This window comes from Ramlibacter lithotrophicus, from assembly GCF_012184415.1.
GTDB lineage: Bacteria > Pseudomonadota > Gammaproteobacteria > Burkholderiales > Burkholderiaceae_C > Ramlibacter > Ramlibacter lithotrophicus.
In genome coordinates, this window is sequence record NZ_VTOX01000012.1 from 140,217 (window position 1) to 159,306 (window position 19,090).

Annotated in this window: 18 protein-coding genes and 1 pseudogene; 6 read left to right on the plus strand and 13 right to left on the minus strand. The window is 70.0% G+C overall.

What is annotated here, in order from left to right; genetic code table 11:
- Positions 1-36: 36 nt before the first annotated feature.
- The 3 genes from RAMLITH_RS23765 to RAMLITH_RS23775 form a co-directional block, all read right to left on the minus strand.
- Positions 37-1,713 (minus strand): long-chain fatty acid--CoA ligase, encoded by a 1,677-nt coding sequence (locus tag RAMLITH_RS23765; protein ID WP_168109952.1) that lies wholly within the window; start codon positions 1,711-1,713, stop codon positions 37-39.
- A gap of 82 nt (positions 1,714-1,795) precedes the next feature.
- On the minus strand, positions 1,796-2,470 hold the full coding sequence (locus tag RAMLITH_RS23770; RefSeq protein ID WP_168109953.1) for an ABC transporter ATP-binding protein: 675 nt from the start codon (positions 2,468-2,470) through the stop codon (positions 1,796-1,798).
- Positions 2,463-3,716: a lipoprotein-releasing ABC transporter permease subunit gene (locus RAMLITH_RS23775; RefSeq protein WP_168109954.1), complete on the minus strand. Its 1,254-nt coding sequence runs from the start codon at positions 3,714-3,716 to the stop codon at positions 2,463-2,465. The genes RAMLITH_RS23770 and RAMLITH_RS23775 overlap by 8 nt, the downstream gene beginning before the upstream one ends.
- Positions 3,717-3,832: 116 nt before the next feature.
- Between RAMLITH_RS23775 and RAMLITH_RS23780 the strand changes: the two genes are divergently transcribed.
- The gene (locus RAMLITH_RS23780; RefSeq protein ID WP_337786202.1) at positions 3,833-4,708 is read left to right on the plus strand and encodes a phosphoglycerate mutase; all 876 of its coding nucleotides are present in this window, start codon (positions 3,833-3,835) and stop codon (positions 4,706-4,708) included.
- Positions 4,705-6,414, plus strand: a complete 1,710-nt coding sequence (recJ, locus tag RAMLITH_RS23785; RefSeq protein ID WP_168109956.1) for a single-stranded-DNA-specific exonuclease RecJ — start codon at positions 4,705-4,707, stop codon at positions 6,412-6,414. The genes RAMLITH_RS23780 and recJ overlap by 4 nt, the downstream gene beginning before the upstream one ends.
- Here the strand turns inward: recJ and RAMLITH_RS23790 are convergent, their stop codons facing one another.
- Positions 6,415-6,726 carry a hypothetical protein gene (locus tag RAMLITH_RS23790; protein ID WP_168109957.1) on the minus strand — a complete coding sequence of 104 codons (312 nt, stop codon included), beginning with the start codon at positions 6,724-6,726 and terminating at the stop codon, positions 6,415-6,417.
- A 190-nt stretch (positions 6,727-6,916) separates the two neighbouring features.
- Positions 6,917-7,231 (minus strand): hypothetical protein, encoded by a 315-nt coding sequence (locus RAMLITH_RS23795; RefSeq protein WP_168109958.1) that lies wholly within the window; start codon positions 7,229-7,231, stop codon positions 6,917-6,919.
- A 115-nt stretch (positions 7,232-7,346) separates the two neighbouring features.
- On the opposite strand from RAMLITH_RS23795, the gene RAMLITH_RS23800 reads away from it, so the two are divergent.
- Positions 7,347-8,252 carry a delta(1)-pyrroline-2-carboxylate reductase family protein gene (locus tag RAMLITH_RS23800; protein ID WP_168109959.1) on the plus strand — a complete coding sequence of 302 codons (906 nt, stop codon included), beginning with the start codon at positions 7,347-7,349 and terminating at the stop codon, positions 8,250-8,252.
- A gap of 12 nt (positions 8,253-8,264) precedes the next feature.
- Here RAMLITH_RS23800 and RAMLITH_RS23805 read toward each other — a convergent pair whose 3' ends face one another.
- From RAMLITH_RS23805 to RAMLITH_RS26240, 7 genes are all read right to left on the minus strand, one after another.
- Positions 8,265-8,912, minus strand: coding sequence for a response regulator transcription factor (locus tag RAMLITH_RS23805; protein ID WP_168109960.1), 648 nt, complete (start codon positions 8,910-8,912; stop codon positions 8,265-8,267).
- Positions 8,909-10,117, minus strand: coding sequence for an ATP-binding protein (locus tag RAMLITH_RS23810; RefSeq protein ID WP_168109961.1), 1,209 nt, complete (start codon positions 10,115-10,117; stop codon positions 8,909-8,911). The genes RAMLITH_RS23805 and RAMLITH_RS23810 overlap by 4 nt, the downstream gene beginning before the upstream one ends.
- A gap of 13 nt (positions 10,118-10,130) precedes the next feature.
- On the minus strand, positions 10,131-10,508 hold the full coding sequence (locus RAMLITH_RS23815) for a response regulator (protein ID WP_168109962.1): 378 nt from the start codon (positions 10,506-10,508) through the stop codon (positions 10,131-10,133).
- Between the two features lie 186 nt (positions 10,509-10,694).
- Positions 10,695-11,330, minus strand: a complete 636-nt coding sequence (locus tag RAMLITH_RS23820; protein WP_168109963.1) for a response regulator — start codon at positions 11,328-11,330, stop codon at positions 10,695-10,697.
- Complete coding sequence (locus RAMLITH_RS23825; RefSeq protein WP_168109964.1) at positions 11,327-13,912, minus strand: PAS domain-containing protein; 2,586 nt, start codon at positions 13,910-13,912, stop codon at positions 11,327-11,329. Before RAMLITH_RS23825 ends, RAMLITH_RS23820 begins: the two co-directional genes overlap by 4 nt.
- The gene (locus tag RAMLITH_RS23830) at positions 13,909-14,295 is read right to left on the minus strand and encodes a response regulator (RefSeq protein ID WP_168109965.1); all 387 of its coding nucleotides are present in this window, start codon (positions 14,293-14,295) and stop codon (positions 13,909-13,911) included. The genes RAMLITH_RS23825 and RAMLITH_RS23830 overlap by 4 nt, the downstream gene beginning before the upstream one ends.
- Complete coding sequence (locus RAMLITH_RS26240) at positions 14,292-15,794, minus strand: ATP-binding protein (RefSeq protein ID WP_202883325.1); 1,503 nt, start codon at positions 15,792-15,794, stop codon at positions 14,292-14,294. Before RAMLITH_RS26240 ends, RAMLITH_RS23830 begins: the two co-directional genes overlap by 4 nt.
- A 259-nt stretch (positions 15,795-16,053) precedes the next feature.
- On the opposite strand from RAMLITH_RS26240, the gene RAMLITH_RS23840 reads away from it, so the two are divergent.
- The 3 genes and pseudogenes from RAMLITH_RS23840 to RAMLITH_RS23855 all read left to right on the plus strand — a co-directional run.
- On the plus strand, positions 16,054-16,551 hold the full coding sequence (locus RAMLITH_RS23840) for a deoxycytidylate deaminase (RefSeq protein ID WP_238344360.1): 498 nt from the start codon (positions 16,054-16,056) through the stop codon (positions 16,549-16,551).
- A 483-nt stretch (positions 16,552-17,034) separates the two neighbouring features.
- A complete protein-coding gene (locus tag RAMLITH_RS23850; protein ID WP_168109967.1) occupies positions 17,035-17,646 on the plus strand; it encodes a DUF6088 family protein in 612 nt (203 codons plus the stop codon).
- Between the two features lie 102 nt (positions 17,647-17,748).
- Positions 17,749-18,222 (plus strand): annotated as a pseudogene (locus RAMLITH_RS23855) (IS1595 family transposase); the annotation flags it as partial.
- Positions 18,223-18,381: 159 nt separating this feature from the next.
- Here the strand turns inward: RAMLITH_RS23855 and RAMLITH_RS23860 are convergent.
- A complete protein-coding gene (locus RAMLITH_RS23860) occupies positions 18,382-18,912 on the minus strand; it encodes a hypothetical protein (RefSeq protein ID WP_168109968.1) in 531 nt (176 codons plus the stop codon).
- Positions 18,913-19,090 lie beyond the last annotated feature (178 nt).

Sequence of the window (19,090 nt, forward strand, 5' to 3'; positions counted from 1 at the left end):
ATGCGCTCCGAAACTGCAGCGCGGACGGAGGGCCCCTCAGGGCCTTGGCGTGGCCGCCTTCTGCGCGTCCTGCAGCGTGCGCCACATCACCTTGCCGGCGCCCGACTTGGGCAGCGCGGCGACGAACTCGACGATGCGCGGCACCTTGTAGGCCGCCATGTTCGCGTGCGACCAGTCGGTGATCTCCTGGGCCGTGACCTTGCCGGCCCAGCCCGGCTTGAGGACGATCACCGCCTTGACCGTTTCGCCGCGCCGCGGGTCCTGCGCGGCGATGATGCAGGCCTCCTGGACCGCCGGGTGGTGGTACAGCATGGCCTCCACCTCGGCCGGCCACACCTTGAAGCCCGCCGCATTGATCATCCGCTTGAGGCGATCGACGAAGAAGAAGTAGCCCTCCTCGTCGACGTACGCCAGGTCGCCGGTGCGCAGGAAGCGCTTGCCGTCGATCTCGACGAACACCTCGCCACTGGCCTCGGGCTGGTTCCAGTAGCCCAGCATCACCTGCGGCCCGTTCACGACGATCTCGCCGGTTTCGCCCGGCGCCAGTTCCTTCGTGCCACCCGGCTCCACGACCCGCGCGTCCACGTCGAACAGCGGCACGCCCAGGCACTGCTCCTTGGGACGGTCGGGCGGATTCGAATGCGTCGCCGCCATCGTCTCCGACATGCCGTAGCCTTCGCGGTACCTGATGCCGAGCTTGCGCTCCAGCGCCAGCGCCACGGCCTTGGGCATGGCGGCGCCACCGCCGCCCACCGAGCGCAGGCTCGAGAGGTCGTACTCGTCGAGGCGAGGATTGCCCATGAAGTCGATCACCATCGCGGTGATCAGCGCCATGCCGGTGACGCCATGCCGCTGCACCAGCAAGGCCGCCGCGTCGCGGTCCCAGCGCGGCAGCAGCACGACCGTCGCGCCGCTGTGGATCGCGCCGTTCAGGTTGTACTGCATGCCGGTGACGTGGAACATCGGCAGCACGGCCAGCGACACGTGGCCGGGCTGGCCGCTGCCCTGCACCCAGATGCCGCCCGCGACGGCGTTGTACATCACGGTGCGATGCGTGTGCATGCAGCCCTTGGGCTGGCCGGTGGTGCCGGAGGTGTACGGCATGACGGCGAGGTCATCGGGCCCCGCTTCCATGGGCCCCGGCGAGCATCCGGACGCCATCACGTCGGCCCAGGCCACGGCGCCGGCATCCGCCGGCGGCTGGCGCGGGGCCGCCACGAAGTCGGGCACGTTCAGGTCGGTCGGCGCTTCCAGGTAGTCGCTGTAGCTGGCCACCACGATCCGCTCCAGCCCCTCGGCCAGCAGCGGCTGCATGCGCGGATAGAGTTCCTGCGCCGCGAAGGCGACCTTGGCGCCGCTGTCGTGCACGTAATGCCGCAACTCGCCGGTGAGGTTCATCGGATTGACGGGAACCACCACGGCACCGGCGCGCAGGATGCCGTAGAAGGCGATCATGAACTGCGGGCTGTTCTGCATGTAGACCAGCACGCGGTCGCCCTTGCCAACGCCGCAGGCCTGCTGCAGCCAGCCGGCGACCTTCTCGGTCTCCTCCTTGAACCGCCGGTAGCTCACCTGTGTGTCGTAGAAGACGATGAACGGCTTGTCCGGAAAGCGCGCCGCCGAAACCTCGAGGTTGTAGTACAGGGAAGTCTGCGGCACCCACAGGTGCCTGGGGGCGTACGAGGGCCAGAACGGCAGGTGCGAATCGGACATGGGCTGGTCGGACAACGGATGCGCAGCCGATTGTGCAATGAGCGGGCGGCAGGCGCCGCGCCCGCTATCGGGTCGGCGACACTCAGCCCAGCAGGCCGCCGCTCAGGCGCAGCACGCGGCCGCAGCGCGCGGCCAGCGTCTCGTCGTGCGTGACCAGGATGAAGGCGGTGCCTCGGTCGCGCGCGAGCTGCAGCATCAGGTCGAACACCACGTCGGCCGTGCTGCGATCGAGGTTGCCGGTGGGCTCGTCGGCCATCACGCAGGCCGGGCGCGTGACCAGCGCACGGGCGATGGCGACGCGCTGGCGCTCGCCGCCGGACAGCTGCGCCGGCCGGTGCCGCACGCGCTCCGTCAGTCCCACCGCCGCCAGCGCTTCGCGTGCCTGGCTCGCGCACTGCTCCGGCGTCTCGCGCCGGATGCGCAGCGGCATGCCCACGTTGTCCAGGGCGCTGAACTCCGGCAGCAGGTGGTGGAACTGGTAGACGAAGCCGAGGTGCCGGTTGCGCACGCGGCCTTGCGCGGCCGCATCGAGCTGCGTGAACTCCTGCCCCATCAACTCCACGGTGCCGCCGCTGGGCGAGTCCAGCCCGCCCAGCAGATGCAGCAGCGTACTCTTGCCGGAGCCCGAAGCACCCACGATGGCGACCGTCTCGCCGGCATGCACCTGCAGGTCGACGCCCTTGAGCACCTCGACGTCGAGTCCGCCCTCGGCAAAGCGCTTGGTGATGCCGCGGGCGGCGAGGACCACGTCACTCATAGCGCAGCGCCTCCGCCGGATTGACGCGGCTCGCGCGCCAGCTCGGGTAGATCGTCGCGACGAAGGCCAGGCCCAGCGAGATCAGCGCGATCGGCACGATGTCGTCGCTGCGCGGGTCGGACGGCATCTTGCTGATCAGGTAGATGTCCTTGGGCAGGAAGCTGGCATTGAGCGCCTGCTCCAGCGCCGGGACGATCACGTCGATGTTCATGGCGATCCCCAGGCCGAGCAGCAGCCCGCCCAGCGTGCCGATCACGCCCACGGTGGCGCCCTGCACGACGAAGATGCCCATGATGCTAGACGGGCTCGCGCCCAGCGTGCGCAGGATCGCGATGTCGGCCCGCTTGTCGGTGACGGTCATCACCAGCGTGCTCACCAGGTTGAAGGCGGCGACGGCCACGATCAGCGTCAGGATGATGAACATCATGCGCTTCTCCACCTGCACCGCGGCGAACCAGGTGCGGTTCTGGCGCGTCCAGTCGCGGATCAGGAATTCGCCGGTCAGCGTGCGTCCCAGTTCCGCCGCCACCTCGCGCGCCTGGTTCAGGTCCCTGAGCTTCAGCCGGATGCCGGTCGGCCCTTCCAGCCGGAAGATGCGCTGCGCGTCCTCCTGGTGCAGCAGCACCAGCCCGCTGTCGTATTCGAAATGGCCCGAGTCGAACGTGCCCACGACCTTCATCTGCTTCAGGCGCGGCACCACGCCGGCCGGCGTCACCTGCCCGCTCGGTGCGATCAGCGTCAGCGGGTCGCCCTCGCGCACGCCCAGTTGCCGCGCCAGTTCGGCACCCAGCACCACGCCGAACTCACCCGGGACCAGCCGCTCGAGCACCGGCCGCATGCCGGCCGCCAGGTCGGTCACCTCGTGCTCGTGCGCCGGATCGATGCCGCGCACGATCGCGCCGCGCATGTCCTCGCCGCGCGCCACCAGCGCCTGCGCCGAAACGAACGGCGCCGCGCCGACCACCTGCGGGTGGCGCCGCGCTTCGGTCATCGTCCGCTGCAGGTCCTCCAGCACCCCGCCGCCCGGGCCGAAGATCTCGATGTGCGACACCACGCCCAGCATGCGGTCGCGCACCTCTTTCTGGAAGCCGTTCATCACCGACAGCACGATGATCAGGGCGGCCACGCCCAGGGCGATCCCCAGCATGGACACCCCGGAAATGAAGGAGATGAAGCCGTTGCGCCGGGTGGCGCGGCCGGCGCGCGTGTAGCGCCAGCCCAGAACGAGCTCGTAAGGGATCTGCATATTCGGTGGCCGCGATTGTGGCATCCCCGACAATACGGGCAATGTCGGACAGCGCCCACTTGTTGATACCTTTCGCCTCATCGCGGGAACCCGGATGCCGTGAGGCGCTAAGCGGTTTGTCCCTGCCCCGCCTCGAACAACTGCTCGCGCGGCTTGTCCCCGGCGAATCCGACTCCGAGACCGAAACCTCCCTCTCGCTGCCGCACGAGCGCGTGCTGGCGCGCGCCTGCGGGCTCGCGCCGGCCGACGGCCGCATTGCGTGGGCCGCGTGGCAAGTGAAGCAGGGGGGCGGCGATCCGGGCGGCGCGGCCTGGGCACGGATCACGCCTTGCCACTGGCGCGTCGGCAGCGACCATGTCGCCATGGACGATCCGGCGGGACTGGCGCTGGACGAACCAGAGTCCCGCGCGCTGCTGGCGGCCGTGCGGCCGTTCTTCGAGGAGGACGGCATCGCGCTGGACTACTCCGCGCCGACCCTGTGGCTCGCGCGCGGCGAGATCTTCCGCGACTTCCCGGCGGCCTCCCTGGATCGCGTGATCGGCCGCAAGGTGGACGACTGGCTGCCGCGCGTGGCCGGGGCCGGTCCGGTGCGGCGGCTGCAGCAGGAAGTGCAGATGCTGCTCTATACCAGCGAAGCCAACGACCAGCGCCAGCAGCGCGGGCTGCCACCGGTCAACTCCTTCTGGGTGAGCGGCACCGGCGCCTTGCCTGCGGGCGCGACCGCGCTTCCGCAGTCACTGACGGTGGCCGACGCATTGCGCGGCCCGGCACTGGCGGGCGACTGGGCCGCGTGGGCGGCGGCGTGGCGCGAGATCGACGCGCGCGAGGGCGCGGCCCTGCTGCAGTCGCTCTCCTCCGGCCGACCCGTGACGCTCACGCTGGCCGGCGAACGCAGCGCGCGGTCGTGGACCAGTGCCGGCGGCGGCTGGCTGCGCCGCCTCGGCGGAATGTTCGGCGGCGCGCGCGCCGCCGTCGAACTGGAGGCCCTGTGAAGATCGTCGTGCGCGACATCCCGCCGCGGGCGGCCTGGGCCCTGGAGCAAGGCGGCGTGCATCCGTTGCTGGCGCGCCTGTTCGCCGCGCGCGGCGTGGTGGGGATGGACGAACTCGACGACGGCCTGGCGCGCCTGTTGCCGCCGGACGGCATGAAAGGCCTGGGCCAAGCCGCCGTGCTGCTGGCGGACTGCATCGCCGCCGGGCAGCGGCTGTGCATCGTCGCCGACTACGACTGCGACGGCGCCACGGCCTGCGCGGTGGGCGTGCGCGGCCTGCGCCTGCTCGGCGCAGCGCACGTCGACTACCTGGTGCCGGACCGTGTCGCCGACGGCTACGGCCTGACGCCGGCGATCGCCCAGCGGGTGAAGGAGCGCGGCGCTGACGTCCTGGTCACCGTAGACAACGGCATCGCGAGCGTCGAAGGGGTGGCGGCCGCCAACGCCCTGGGCCTGAAGGTGCTGGTGACCGACCATCACCTGCCCGGTCCGCAGTTGCCCGACGCCGCCGTGATCGTCAATCCCAACCAGCCGGGCTGCACCTTCGACAGCAAGTCGATCGCCGGCGTCGGCGTGATGTTCTACGTCCTGCTCGCCCTGCGTTCGGAGCTGCGCCGGCGCGGCGTCTTCACGCCGCAGGACCAGCCGAAGCTGGACGCGCTGCTGCCGCTGGTGGCGCTCGGCACCGTGGCCGACGTGGTGCGGCTCTGTCCCAACAACCGGCGCCTGGTCGCGCAGGGGCTCAGGCGCATCCGGGCCGGCGCGCTGCCCTGCGGCCTGTCCAGTCTCTTCGCCGTCGCCGGGCGCGAGCCGCGCGCGGCCACGACCTTCGATTTCGGCTTCGCCCTGGGGCCGCGCATCAACGCGGCGGGACGGTTGTCGGACATGACGCTGGGCATCGAATGCCTGCTGACCGACGACGCGACGCGGGCCGACGAACTCGCGCGGGCGCTGGACGCGATCAACCGCGAGCGGCGCGACATCGAAAGCGGCATGCGCGAGCAGGCGATGGAGATCGTCGACGGCCTGTTCGAACCGGGGGAGGAGCCGCCGCCGGCGGTGTGCGTGTTCGATCCCGACTTCCACGAAGGCGTGGTGGGCATCGTCGCCTCGCGCGTCAGGGAGCGGCTGCACCGGCCGGTGTTCGTGTTCGCGGCCAGCCAGGCGCCGGGGCGCGAGCACGAGCTGAAAGGCTCAGGCCGTTCGATCCCCGGCTTTCACCTGCGCGACGCGCTGGACCTGGTGGCCAAGCGCCATCCGGGCGTGCTGGTGCGCTTTGGCGGCCACGCGATGGCGGCCGGCTGCACCATTGCCGAGGAACACCTGGACGTCTTCGAGGAAGCGCTGGCCCGCGTCGCGCAGGAGTGGCTGGACGCAGCCACGCTGTCGCGCCGCCTCGACACCGACGGCCCGCTGGCGCCCGAGTACCGCCGGCCCGACCTGGTGGACACGCTGCACCACGCGGTCTGGGGCCAGGGCTTCGCGCCGCCGGTGTTCAGTGAGGTGGTGGAGATCGTTTCGCAGCGGCTGGTCGCCGACAAGCACCTGCAGCTCAAGCTCAAGCACCAGGGCCAGCCCGTGGACGGCATCTGGTTCGGCCGCACCGAGCCGCTGCCGGCGCGGGTCAGGCTCGCCTTCCGGCTCGACGCCGACGAATGGCAGGGCGTGCGCCGGGTGCGCTTCCTGGTGGAAGGCGCGGAGTTCTGATCAGGCGCGCAGGCCGGCCGGGACGGGGGCCCGCTCGTCGTCGAAATAGGCAAAGAGGCGGGCGGCGGCCGCGCGCAGTTCGCGGTCGCCCAGCGTGTGCGCGCGGGCCAGTTGCCACATCGCGTATTCGCGGTCGCCCAGCATCATGGAGGTGTTGATGCAGCGCCCGTGCCCGGCCATCAGCAGCGCGAACGCGGCCAGCAGTTCCGTCGGGCAGTAGCGCGTGCCGCCGTACACGTCGAAGTCGTCCGACGCATCCAGCGACGGCTGGCTGGCTTCACGCGGCAGGCGGGTGTCGACGATGTGATGCATGGCGCTCCCCTTTTCATCGGACGTGCATTCATGCTAGGCAGCGGCTCGCGCCCCGGCAGTCGGCCCGCATGCCCGCCTGCTGTCGGACGCCGTCCCGCTGAGCCATCGGCGGGCGCCGCGTGGCGAGGGTCGAAATCCGGACCTCCGCGCGGAACACGCAAAGGACGCGCACACGGGACGTCCGGTGTCCTTACTGGTACACGTAATTGACCGGAACGACGCCCGGCGCCGCGTTCGCCCGTGCGCCGGCCAGCGCCCGCCCGTCGAGCGGCGCGACGCGCTGCGCGCAGCTGGTCAGGGTGGCATGCGGCACGTAGCGCAGGCAATCGGCCAGTGCGAGGCGCTCGACCTGCATCGCCGCGTTGCGGACCTCGGCCTTGCGCACCTGCTGGCTGCACAGCATCCAGAACGCCACGAGCTGACCCAGCACCAGCACGGTGGCACCGAGCCAGAATGCCTGGTCGCGGGGCAGGACGGCGGGTTGGGGGGTCGGACGGGACGGCATCGAAGCTCCTTGGAGGTTGCAGCGATCCTAGAAATCGGCGCCACGGTGGCGTTACCGTCTTTGGCCTGAGCTGCTGTAGGACAAAATCCCAGCACGAACCAAAGGAGCGCGCCACATGAACAACCTGCTCGACGCCAGCCAGACCGCGGCGCGCCTTCCGTACGGAGAGCTCGCGCGGCAGGTGCGCGCCCTGTTCGCGGATGAGGCGGTGCAGGTGCCCGAGCGGCTGGTGCAGCCCCTGCCCGGCGGCGGCAGCCTCTTCGTGATGCCGGCGTTCGACGCGCGCATCGCCATCACCAAGCTGATCACGTTCACGCCGGCCAACGCCGGCACGGCGCGGCCGGCGATCCAGGGCGACGTGGTCGTCTTCGACGTCGCCACCGGCGAACGCCTGCTGGTGCTGGACGGCCCGACGGTGACGGCGCGGCGCACGGCCGCCGTCTCGCTGCTGGCCGCGCAGCAGCTTGCGGCGGTGCCGCAAGGGCCGCTGCTGATCGTCGGGGCCGGCGCCCAGGGACGCGCGCACCTGGAGGCGTTTGCCGAGGGCCTGCCCCTGCAGCGGGTGTTCGTCGCGTCGCGGCGGGTGGGCAGCGCGCTGTCGCTGGTCGCGCACGCCAAGGATCTCGGGCTCGACGCCACCGTGGTCCACGACCCCAACGCGGTGCTGCCCGAATGTCCGCTGGTGGTGACCTGCACGCCGGCCGACGGCGTGGTGCTCAAGTCACGGCCGCGCGACGACGTCTTCATCGCCGCCGTCGGCTCCTTCACGCCGCGGATGATCGAGCTCGGCCCCGACCTGTGCCGGCATTGCGCGGCGCACGGCCAGGTCGTCGTCGACACGCCCGAAGCGCAGCACGAGGCCGGCGACCTGCTGCAGGCCGGCCTGGAGCCGGCCGGCTTTCCGACGCTGCGGCAGATCGTGCTGGGCGAGCAGGCAGCGCGCGGGGGGCCCGTGCTGTTCAAGAGCTGCGGCTGGGCCGGCTGGGACCTGGCGGCGGCGCGGACGGCGGTGCGGCGCTGACGCCGGTCCGCCTCAGGGCACGATGAGGCCCTTGCGCACCGCGTAGAGGGTCAGACCGGCGACGCCCTTGATGTTCAGGCGCTCCATGATCCTCGCCCGGTGGACGTCCACGGTCTTGACGCTCAAGCCGAGCTCGAAGGCGATTTCCTTGGCGGCCCGGCCACTGGCAAGCAGCTTCAGCACCTCGAGCTGGCGCTCGGTCAATTCGTCGGCGGGCGTCGGGTCCGACGGCTGCAGCAGCCGCTGCGCGATCCCGGGACTGAAGTAGCTGCCCCTGGTCATCACGCTGCGGATCGCCTGTTCCAGTTCGAATTGCGGCCCGCCCTTCAGGAGATAGCCGCACGCGCCACCCTCGATGGCGCGCCGGATGGTTTCGCAGGCGTCGGTCATCGAGAGCACCAGCACCGGGATCGCGGGATGGCGGCGGTGGATCTCGCCCAGGGCCGCCATGCCGTCCATGCCGGGCATCGACAGGTCGGTGATCACCAGGTCGGGACGGAGGCTGTCGACCAGGCTCACCAGTTCAGCGCCCTCGCCCGCTTCCGCGATCACCTCGACACCCGCGATCGACGACAGCAGCGCGTTCAAGCCCCGGCGCACGAGGTGGTGGTCGTCGGCCAGCACGAGCCGCACCAGCGGGGTGGAAAGATCGCGCTTCATCGTAGCGTCCCCCCGGCGGCCCGGTCGGCGGCGCAGGCCGTGCTCCACGCCGGCTGGCAGAGCGGCACGCTGAAGCTGAAGCTGGTCCAGCCGCCCGCCACCGAGTCCGCCGCCACGTCCCCGCCCTGCCGGGTGACCAGGCGCTGGACGACCGCCAGCCCGACACCGGAGCCGGGGAATTCGGCCTGGGGATGCAGCCGCTGGAACAGCCGGAACAGCTTGTCGCGATAGCCCATGTCGAACCCGATCCCGTTGTCACGCACCACGATCTGCGCCAGCTCGCCGGCGGTGTGCGCCTGGATCTCCACGCGCGCGTCGGCGCGGCAAGCCGAGAACTTGATGGCGTTGCCGACCAGGTTCTCCATGATCTCGCGCATCATGGTCCGGTCTGCACGAACCCGCGGCAGCGGCTCCACGCTGAACCGGGTGTCCGTGCCGGCGCCGAGTTCGGCGATGACGTCATCGGCGATGTCCGCGAGGTCCACCGGCTGGATGCACATCGGCGCATGGGCCGCACCGCAATACCGCAGGACGTCGTCGACGGTGTCGCGCAGGCGCCGGGAGGCCGTGACGATGCGGTCCAGCCGGTCGCGGCCCTTTTCCGACAGGCTCGCCTGCTCCGGCAGCAGCGACGAAGCGAACGCCGAAAGCGTCGCGAGCGGCGCGCGCAGGTCGTGCGAGACGCTGTAGCCGATCGCGGCGAGGTCGCTGTTGGCCGCGTCCAGCGACGCTTCCAGCCCGGCCCCGCGCGCGGCCTCCCGCTGCAGGGCGCATTCCCGCTCGCGCAGGTCCTCGCGCAGCCGCTGCAGGTCCAGGTGCAGCCGGACGCGCGCTTTCAGCACCTCGGCGCCCACCGGCTGGACAATGAAGTCCGCCAGGCAGCCCACGAACCGGCACAGCCGGTCGAACGTCGCCTGCGTTCCGGTGAAGACGACGGGGACGTCCCGCGTCCGGGAGTCGCCGTGCAGCGCTTCGAGCACCGCCAGCGCCGCCATGTCCGGCAGGTCCTCGTCCAGCACCACCAGGTGCGGGCGCGGCTCCTGCGCGGCCAGGGCGATGGCCCGCCCGCCCGATCGCGCCCCCAGCACGATGTGCTGCGCTCCCAGTGCCTCGCGCGCGGCGTCCACGGCCTGCGGCGAGCGTGCCACCACCAGCACCACCGGCCGCGGGCGCGGGCGCTGGCGCTGGCTGCTCACATGATCCACGATCCGCTCCATCTCATCCCTGCTTCTTTCCGACGCACTGCAGCGCCATCAAACGCACGATCCGCCCCAGGTCCTGGAGGTCGCCGGACTTGTCCATGAAGACGTCCGCGCCGGCGGCCAGGCAGGCCGCGCGGTACTCGGCGTAGATGCGCATGGCGATGGCGGCGAGCGGAACGCCCGGCAGCGCCGCGCGCGCCTGCCGCAGCAGGCTCAGTCCCGCGTGCCCCGGTGCGCCGAGGTCGACGATGGCTGCGTCGAACCGCTGCTCGCCGGCCAGCTGCCGCGCCTCGTCGGCGTCGCGCGCAAGCACCAGGTCCACCGCCGCCCCGGCCATCACGAGCGGCAGGTTCTTTCGCAGTGCCGCATCGGCGGCGACCAACAACGCCTTCATCACCCCTCCAGTCGATCGCGCACGGATCGCGATCGGATGGCGTGATCGTGCGGCAGGCGGGGCGCCGGGGATGCCGCGCGGGCGGTGTTTGTGGTGTAGTGGCGGCCGTGTTCGCCTTGCCGCTGTTTGCCCTACACGGGCTGCCGGGAACGGCGCGGCGGCGCGGCGGCGCGGCGGGCGGCGCCTTCAGTCCACCAGCCGGTTGGTGATGGCGTAGTGCATCAGTTCCGCGTTGCTGTGCAGCCCGAGCTTCTGCAGCAGCCGCGCCCGGTACGAGCTGACGGTGTTGGAACTCAGGAACAGGGTGGTCGCGATCTCGCCGACGGTGCGCCCCGAGGCGATACCGCGCAACACCTCGAATTCGCGCTCCGACAGGCGTTCGTGCGCCGGCCGCACGGCGCCGCCGCCCTGCACCTCCTCGGCCAGCCGGTCGGCCAGCGTTTCGCTGATGTAGCGGCCCCCCTGGGCGATGCGGCGCACGGCCCGCACCAGGTCCTCGGGCGCGCTGTCCTTGGTGAGATAGCCGGACGCGCCCGACCGCAGCGCCCGCAGGGCGAACTGGTCTTCCGGATGCATGGTCACCATCAGGACCCGCAGGCCCTCGTGGCGCGCACGCAGCTGCGGCAGGACGTCCAGTCCCGCCCGGCCCGGCATGGTGATGTCCAGCACCAGCACGTCGCACGGCTGGCGCGCCAGTCCATCCAGCAACTCGCGGGTGTCGCCGGCCTCGGCGACCACCTGCATGTCGGGTTCGGCCTCGAACAGTTCCCGCAATCCTCGCCGCACGATGGCGTGGTCGTCACAGATGATGATGCGGATCACGCGGCCTCCGTTCGTGTTCCCAGCGGCACCCGCAGCGTGACGACCGTGCCCTGGCCGGGAAAGCCCTCGACCGTCACCTGCCCTCCGACCGCCGCCGCGCGCTCCTGCATGCCCAGCAGGCCGAGGGTGGCGCGGCCGGGATGGGTTGGCTGCGCCAGCCCCTTGCCATTGTCCCTGACCTCGACCGTGAGCCAGCCCGGCTGGCCCAGGACGGCGATGTCGACCCGGGTGGCGGCGGCATGGCGCGCGATGTTGGTCAGCGCCTCCTGCACCACGCGGTAGACGGCCGTCGCCAGCGCCGGGTCGGCCAGGGCTTCGTTGGGCACGTCGCTCACGAGCTCGTAGCGTGCGCCCATGCGCCGGCAGATCTCGCCGGCCTGCGCCTCGAGCGCCGGCAGCAGGCCCAGGTCGTCCAGCACCCGCGGACGCAGCCGGCGCGCGATGTCGCGCGTGGTACGGACCAGGCCATCGATCTGGGCCTGCATGCCGCGGATGCGCTCGGCGGCCGCGGGTTCGTCGGCCGCCAGCCGCGCGTGCAGCGTGGCCAGGTCCAGCTTCAGGCCGGCCAGGGCCTGGCCGAGCTCGTCGTGCAACTCGCGCGAGAGCCGGCTGGACTCTTCCTCCCGCAGTCGGTCCATGCGGGCGGCGAGCGCCCGCAGCTGCTCGTTCGACTCGGCCAGCCGCTCCAGCAGGTGCTGGCGCTCCGTGACGTCCTGCGCCGTGCCGCTGACACGCACCGGGCGTCCGTCCTGGCCAAGCTCGGTTTCGCCCTTGCACTCGATCCAGGTGATCGTGCCGTCGGGGTCGCGCACGCGCAGCTGCTGGCGCGCCGCGCGCGGCTCCTGCAGCGACCACACGCCGCCGGGCGCCAGCGCGCAGCGGTCGGCCGGGAGCAGGGCATGGGCCAGCTCCGCCAGCGGCACCGGTCCGGCGGGCGGGCCGCAGCGGAACAACCGGCGCATTTCGTCGGAGCAGGCAACGCTCGCATGCGCCAGATCCAACTCCCAGCTGCCGATGCTGGCTCGCGCCTGCGCCAGCCGCAGCCCGGCCTCGCTCCTGCGCAGGGCTTCGACGGCTCGCCGCTGGTCGTCCAGCAGGTTCAGCAAGGCCAGGCGTGACCGCCCGTTGTCCGCGGCCGGCGGTTCGCAGGCACCGTCCGTGTCGGCCGCGGCCGCCGCGGCGCCGCCGAACCGCGGCGGCAGCCCGCGGGCCGCCAGCAGCCGGTCGACGGTCGCCTTGAGCTCGGCCACCCGCTCCTCCCGGCCCACCGTCAGCTCGTGCCAACGCCGCAGCTCCGCCAGCTGTTGGCGGTCGCGCTCCTGCGCCTGCTTGCGCGCCGTGATCTCGGTGGCCACCCCGCGCATCCGCACCGCCGTGCCGGCCGCGTCGAACTCGAATTCGCCGCAACCTTCGATCCAGTGCACGCTGCCGTCGGGCCAGACGACGCGAAACTCATGGGTGAAAGGTTCCCGCGCCACCATGCAGCGGCTCACCTCGGCGTTCATTGCCGCCAGGTCCTGCGGGTGGACCCGCGCGCCGAAGGACGCGTAGGTGCCGTCGAACTCGCCCGCCGCATATCCCCACAAGGCCTCGTGCCGCCGCGACCAGATGATGCGGCCGGTCGGGATGTCCCAGTCGTAGGTGCCCATGTGCGCGGCGTCCAGCGCCAGCCGCAGGCGCTCCTCGCTCTCGCGCAGCGCCGCCTCCGCCTCCTTGCGCACCGTGATGTCGTGGAAGTAGATCGACAATCCGTTGGGCGACGGATAGACGACGTTCTCGAACCAGCGGTCGTAGGGGCCGTAGTAGCTCTCGAAGTGCAGCGGCTTCTGCTCGTCCATCGCCCGCTCGTAGGCCAGGTGGAAAGGCTGGCCTACGCCTTCGGGGAACTCGGTCCAGATGTGCTTGCCGAGCAACTGCGCCGGCTCGCGCCCGAACAGTTCGCCGGCCTTGGCATTCACGTACGTGTAGCACCAGTTGCGGTCGAGCGCGACGAAGGCATCGGTCACCCGCTCGAAGGCCTGGCTCAGTTGCGCCCGTGCCGACTCCGCCAGCGCCTCGGCCTGCCGCCGCGCAGCCATGTCGGTCTCCAGCTGCCGGTTGGCCCGTTCCAGCTGCGCGGTCTTCTCCTCCAGCTTGCGCACCAGCACTTCGCTGTACTGGCGCATGTGGTCCTCGCCGGCGGGCACGGGGGTGGCCAGTGGCGGCGCCGGCCAGCGGCGCTCGAGGACGGTGTCCAGCAGCCTGAGCAGGTCTTGCGGTTCCTGGGGCTTGAGGACGAACGCCGCGGCCCCGAGGTCGCGCGCCAGCCGCTCGTCGTCGGGATCGGTATAGGTCGCGGTGTACACCACGAACGGCACGCCGCGCAGCCGCTCGTCGGCCTCCCAATGGCGCAGCAGCGTGTAGCCGTCCATCACCGGCATCAGCAGGTCCGAGACCACGATGTCCGGCACCGTCGCGCGGGCGCTCGCCAGGGCCTGCGCGCCGTCGGCCGCCTCGTCGACCGCCCAGCCGCGTGCCTGCAGGACCGCGCGCAGCAGGTACCGGTTCTCGGCGCGATCGTCGACGACGAGCGCCCGCGTCATGGCGCCCCCCCGGCCGGGCCAGCCAGGTGGCGCCGCACCTCCGACATGAACGTGTCGATGTCGATCGGCTTCTCGATGTAGCCGTCGCAGCCGGCGGCCAGCGCCTTCTCGCGATCGCCGCTCATCGCGTAGGAGGTCACGGCCACGATCGGCACGCCAGGCTGGCAACCGGTGTCGCGCAGCGCGCGCGCGACGGCATAGCCGTCCATGCCGGGCAGCTGGATGTCCAGCAGGATCACGTCGAACCGCTGCTCGCGCGCGAGTGCGAGGGCCGCCGGTCCGTCGGCGGCGTGGGTGACCAGGCACCCGTTGCGCTCCATCAGGAACGTGACGAGGTAACGATTCTGCTCGTTGTCCTCGACCAGCAGCACGCGGGTCGTCATGCCGACGCTCCCGGGGCAAGAGGGAGGGTGAGGGTAAAGACACTGCCCCGGCCCGGCTCCGAGCTCGCGGCCATGCTGCCGTCCATGAGCTCGGCCAGCCGGCGGCAGATCGCCAGCCCGAGGCCGCTGCCTTCCTGCTCGCGGGCCAGGCCGGTGTCCACCTGCCGGAACGGCGTGAACAGTTGCGCCAGGTCGTCGGCGGCGATCCCGACGCCGGTGTCGGCCACGCGAACGCAGGCGCGACCGTGCTGCAGGTCCGCGCTGATGCGGATCTCGCCGGCGGCGGTGAACTTCACCGCGTTGCCAAGCAGGTTCAGCAGGATCTGCTGGACGCGCCGGCGGTCGCCGAGCACCGCGTGCACTTGCGGCGCCACGCTGACGACCAGCCCCAGCTGCTTGCGTTCGGCCAGCGGCCGCACCACGGCGACCGCCGCGTCGATGGCTTCGCTCAGGTCCACCGGTTCGCGCTGGACCTTGAGCTCGCCGGCCTCGATCCTGGAGATGTCCAGCACGTCGTTGATCAGGCCCAGCAGGTGCCTGGAGCTGTTGCGCACCATTTCGAGCTGCTTGCGCTGTTCGGCGTTGAGCGGACCGGCAAGGTCCTGAAGCAGGATGGCGGTGAACCCGATGATCGAATTCAGCGGCGTGCGCAACTCGTGCGACATCGTCGCGAGGAAGGCCGACTTGACCCGGTCGGCGGCCTGGGCGCGCGCGGTCGCCACTTCCAGTTCGTCATTCTTGAGGCGCAGCTCCTGCGCGCTGCGCTGCCGTTCGACCAGGTCGTCGGCCAGTTGCGCGTTGGCTTCGCGCAGCGCAGCGGCCGCCTGGCGCCGCTGCGTGATCTCGCGGCGCAGCCAGGCGAACCCCGCCACCAGCAAGCCCACGCTGAGGGCGCCGGCGGCCGGAAGCATCACGAGCCCCCGCTGGAGCCTGGCGTCGGCATTTGCGGTCCGCGCGTCCAGCAGGCCGGTCAGTGTCGCCTCGTGCCGGCCCACCGCCACCCGCAAGGCCCCCAGCGTCGCGGCCTCGGGAAGAGGCTCCCGCAGCGCCCCCTCCATGGCACGCGTTGGCGGCGCCGCAGCCCGGGCCAGCTGGTCCAGCCGCTGCTGCGCGAGCTGCTCGATGCGGGCCTGCGCGGCATTCGCCGCGGCATGCCCCTGCCCGAGCCGCCGCAGCGCCGCGAGGTGGGCGTGCGCGACCTGCCGAGCGTCCGCGACGCCCGCGAGGTGCGCACCGTCTCCGGTCGACCGGTACGCCAGCAACGCAATCTCGGCTTCCTGCAGTTCCGAATACAGCCCGTTCAGTTCGACCAGCAGCTTGCGGGTCTGGGTGCGCTCCGCCGAAAGGGCACGGACTTCCAGCGAGTTGGCCAGCACGTCGATGCCCAGCGCCGCGAGTATCAGCAAGGCGGCCACGAAGCCGGCCGTGATGCCGCGCAGGCCGTGGGCCTGGTCGGACGGCGGAAGGCCGGAGGAAGCGAGCGTCTGGGTTGGCGGCACGGCGGAGCGACCGGAAGGGCCTGGCCGCTCTCACCGCAGCGGCACGTACGGATCATTCTGGTCAGCGCCTGCGCCGTTTCGGTTGACTTGCGTCAATTCCCCCAGGCCCGGCCCCGCCGGCACCGGCGCGCATGCCGGCGGCCGGCCGGTGGGGCTGGTGCTAGGATTGCCCGTCCCCACGACCGAGCCTTGCGCAAGAAGAATGTGCCCCACGAATGCTGCGCCGCCAGTAGCGCTGATCGATTGGCATTCCATGTTCATGGGCGTTGCCCTGCTGGCGTCCGCTCGCTCCAAGGACCACAGGACGCGCAATGGCGCCTGCATCGTCACGCCGGACAACCGGATCATCGGCGTGGGGTACAACGGGCTTCCGCGGGGTTGCGACGACCAGGACCCGGTCTACTGGGCCGATGACGACGACGACCCGTTCCATTCGCGGCACAGCTACGTCGTCCATGCGGAAATCAACGCGACCCTCAACTGCGTCGTCCTGCCCTTGACGGACGCGACCATCTACACGACCCAGTTTCCCTGTCCCCGCTGCGCCCAGGCCATCATCCAGGCCGGGATCCGCAGGGTGATCTATCTGCGCGAGAAGATGCATCACGCGCGCGCCAATGCAGCCGCGGTCAAGATGTTCGGTGCCAGCGGCGTCGCGTGCGAGGCACTGGAAGCGGTGGATCCAGGCGCCCTCGAATGGTCCACGCGACTTGCCACTTTCATCGCCAGCGGCAGCTCGAGCGACGAGGACGTCTGATTACGCGGTGGCCGCATGCCGATCGACCAGATCGCACGCTCGGTTTCGATCATGTCGGGTGATGAAGGCGTAGTCGCCCTTGGACTTCGGCGGCATGCCGCGCCAGAAGCGGCTGTAGCGGTCGGCCTCGACCTCCTTCCCGCCCCATTTGTCGAGGCTGAAGGGAGGGTGGGAGGGTTGGCTACGAGCACGTTGAAGCCCACCAGGCGGTCGGCTTCCACCGGCGCCGGGCTGTTGAGGGTGTCGCCCCATTCGACGCGGGCCTCGCGGTGCTTCCTCTTTCCCACCTCCAGGAGCGCGTTTCTCGCGGCGAGCTGTAATCGCCCTCTGTCCGAAATCCGGCGCCCTTTTCGGACAGATAGGCCGGTCCGTTAAGAATTCACCCACTGATTCTTCACGCGACCGACGCCGGGCCACTGGTGGCGCGCATACCGGCCCCTTGTTTTTGCCACAAATACATGCTATTTTTTGTGGCAAAAATAAATGGGCAAGCATAGCGAATCCGTCGACACCCAGGTTCTCAGGCGCATCGAGTCGCAGGGGCCGGGCTGGGTGTTCACGCCGCACGACTTCACCGATCTGGGCAGCCGCACGGCCGTGGCCACGGCGCTCAAGCGCCACAAGGCGGCAGGCACCATCCGCCAACTGGGCCGGGGCCTCTACGACGTGCCGCGGGTGCACCGCGTGCTTGGCACGCTGTGGCCCGACATCGAAACCATCTCACAGGCCCTGGCTCGCAAGGACGGCTTGCGCCTGCAACCCACTGGCGTGTACGCGGCCAACCTGCTGGGCCTGTCGGAGCAGGTGCCGGCAAAAGTGGTCATCCTCACCGACGGCGCTACGCGCACGGTGCAGGCGGGCCGCACCCAGATTACGCTCAAGCGCACCACTCCGCGCAACATGGCCGCGGCCGGCCGACTGAGCGGTCTGTTGATCCAGGCGCTGCGCAGCCTGGGCGCCGGCAACGTCACGGCCGGGCACATCGCGCAACTGCGCCAGCGCCTGCCCGCGGCGCAGCGCGCCGAGGTCTTGAAGGACATCCATGCCACGCCGGTCTGGATGCACGCCCATCTGCGCGAAGTGGCACGGCAATGAACCAGGCCTTTACGCAATTGACCGACGACGACCGCAGGCTCGCCGTCGCGAACGCCGCGCTGGCGCTAGGGATCGAAGCGGTGATCCTCGAAAAGGACTGAGAAGGGGCGCGGCTACGAGCACAAGAACAAAGTGCTTGCGCTGGTGGATCGCACTACCGGCCAAGCCCGCGCGATGGTTATTGACGACCTGAAGGCTTCTACTCTGCTGCCGCTGCTGAAGGCGAACATTTCGCCCGACGCCCGCGTCCTCACCGATGAAGCGGGCCAGTACAGGAGCGTGTCACAGCACTTCGCTGGCGGTCACGGTTTCACCCGCCACGGTGCAGGCGAATACGTGTCCAAGGAAGACCCCACCGTCCACACCAACACCATCGAAGGCTACTTCTCGACCTTCAAGCGCGGCATGGTCGGCGTGTACCAGCACTGCTCACACCATCACCTGAATCGCTACCTCTCCGAGTTCAATTTCAGGTACAACCACCGCATGAAGCTTGGCCTCAACGACTGGGATCGCGCCGAGGCGATCCTGCAAGGCGTCAAGGGCAAGCGGCTCACCTATCAAACGACTCATTGATGAAGAGCCATGGAGGAATAAACGTGGCAGAAAACCGAAAACCTAAACCGCCACCGGACGACCCGGAGCAATCCAAGCGTTTCGAGGAAACGGCGCGCGAGCTGGAGACAGACGAAACTGGCGCGGGGTTTGAAGAGGCGATGAAGGCGGTCGTGCCGTCTAAGCCAGAGGAAGGCCGTTCTCGTCCATCCGGGAAGCGATCTTCTGCATAAAGTGCTTTACCGCAATGAAGATCATTTCCGCCTCTTCCTCGGTGTACTTTTGATCAATGTGCATCGTTTGATTGCGCCACGCATTCTTAACAGCGTCCAACATCGCGTACATCTCTGAGAACAAATCGGCCTCGGCCCACTTTCCGCCTTTCGCCTGACGCGCGTCCCGCATGTTCCTAAGGATGGCGCCCCAATTCCTATCGGTCGAAGCCAACACCGAGTGCCCAAGGCAGGCACTAGCTGCGCGCAACCCAGTCTCCATAACTCGCATCAGATGGAACACTGAGGCTGTTGCACGACCTAGCGCGAGACAACTACCCGCCTCAGAAAGCTCGTAATCCACGGAGGGAAACTTGGACTGAAACTGCTGACCAAACAGCGGCTGGGAGCCGTCTAAGTAGCGAACCTTTGCTGGCTCCACGACAAAGAAATTGATCGTTGAAAGCTCATCCGGTAGCCGAGACTTAATCTCTTCCAAGTGCCTTGCAACGGCGTCTCGCGAGCAGTACGGCGAGTTAAGCGTGTTCGCCTGTTGATGATCACTGAAAACTGACCCACCTTTGAGGGGCGCGATCGGCCAAAACTGACCCACGTGTAGACACTGGCCTGCTCAGGAAATGAGCAGGGGAAGCAGGAGTGATCAACGTGAGCATGTT

Excerpts from the sequence above, each read along its gene's own strand:
- RAMLITH_RS23765 (WP_168109952.1), bottom strand. The coding sequence starts at position 1,713 with ATGTCCGATTCGCACCTGCCGTTCTGGCCCTCGTACGCCCCCAGGCAC.
- RAMLITH_RS23770 (WP_168109953.1), bottom strand. The coding sequence starts at position 2,470 with ATGAGTGACGTGGTCCTCGCCGCCCGCGGCATCACCAAGCGCTTTGCC.
- RAMLITH_RS23775 (WP_168109954.1), bottom strand. The coding sequence starts at position 3,716 with ATGCAGATCCCTTACGAGCTCGTTCTGGGCTGGCGCTACACGCGCGCC.
- RAMLITH_RS23790 (WP_168109957.1), bottom strand. The coding sequence starts at position 6,726 with ATGCATCACATCGTCGACACCCGCCTGCCGCGTGAAGCCAGCCAGCCG.
- RAMLITH_RS23795 (WP_168109958.1), bottom strand. The coding sequence starts at position 7,231 with ATGCCGTCCCGTCCGACCCCCCAACCCGCCGTCCTGCCCCGCGACCAG.
- RAMLITH_RS23800 (WP_168109959.1), top strand. The coding sequence starts at position 7,347 with ATGAACAACCTGCTCGACGCCAGCCAGACCGCGGCGCGCCTTCCGTAC.
- RAMLITH_RS23805 (WP_168109960.1), bottom strand. The coding sequence starts at position 8,912 with ATGAAGCGCGATCTTTCCACCCCGCTGGTGCGGCTCGTGCTGGCCGAC.
- RAMLITH_RS23815 (WP_168109962.1), bottom strand. The coding sequence starts at position 10,508 with ATGAAGGCGTTGTTGGTCGCCGCCGATGCGGCACTGCGAAAGAACCTG.
- RAMLITH_RS23825 (WP_168109964.1), bottom strand. The coding sequence starts at position 13,912 with ATGACGCGGGCGCTCGTCGTCGACGATCGCGCCGAGAACCGGTACCTG.
- RAMLITH_RS23830 (WP_168109965.1), bottom strand. The coding sequence starts at position 14,295 with ATGACGACCCGCGTGCTGCTGGTCGAGGACAACGAGCAGAATCGTTAC.
- RAMLITH_RS23840 (WP_238344360.1), top strand. The coding sequence starts at position 16,054 with ATGGGCGTTGCCCTGCTGGCGTCCGCTCGCTCCAAGGACCACAGGACG.
- RAMLITH_RS23850 (WP_168109967.1), top strand. The coding sequence starts at position 17,035 with ATGGGCAAGCATAGCGAATCCGTCGACACCCAGGTTCTCAGGCGCATC.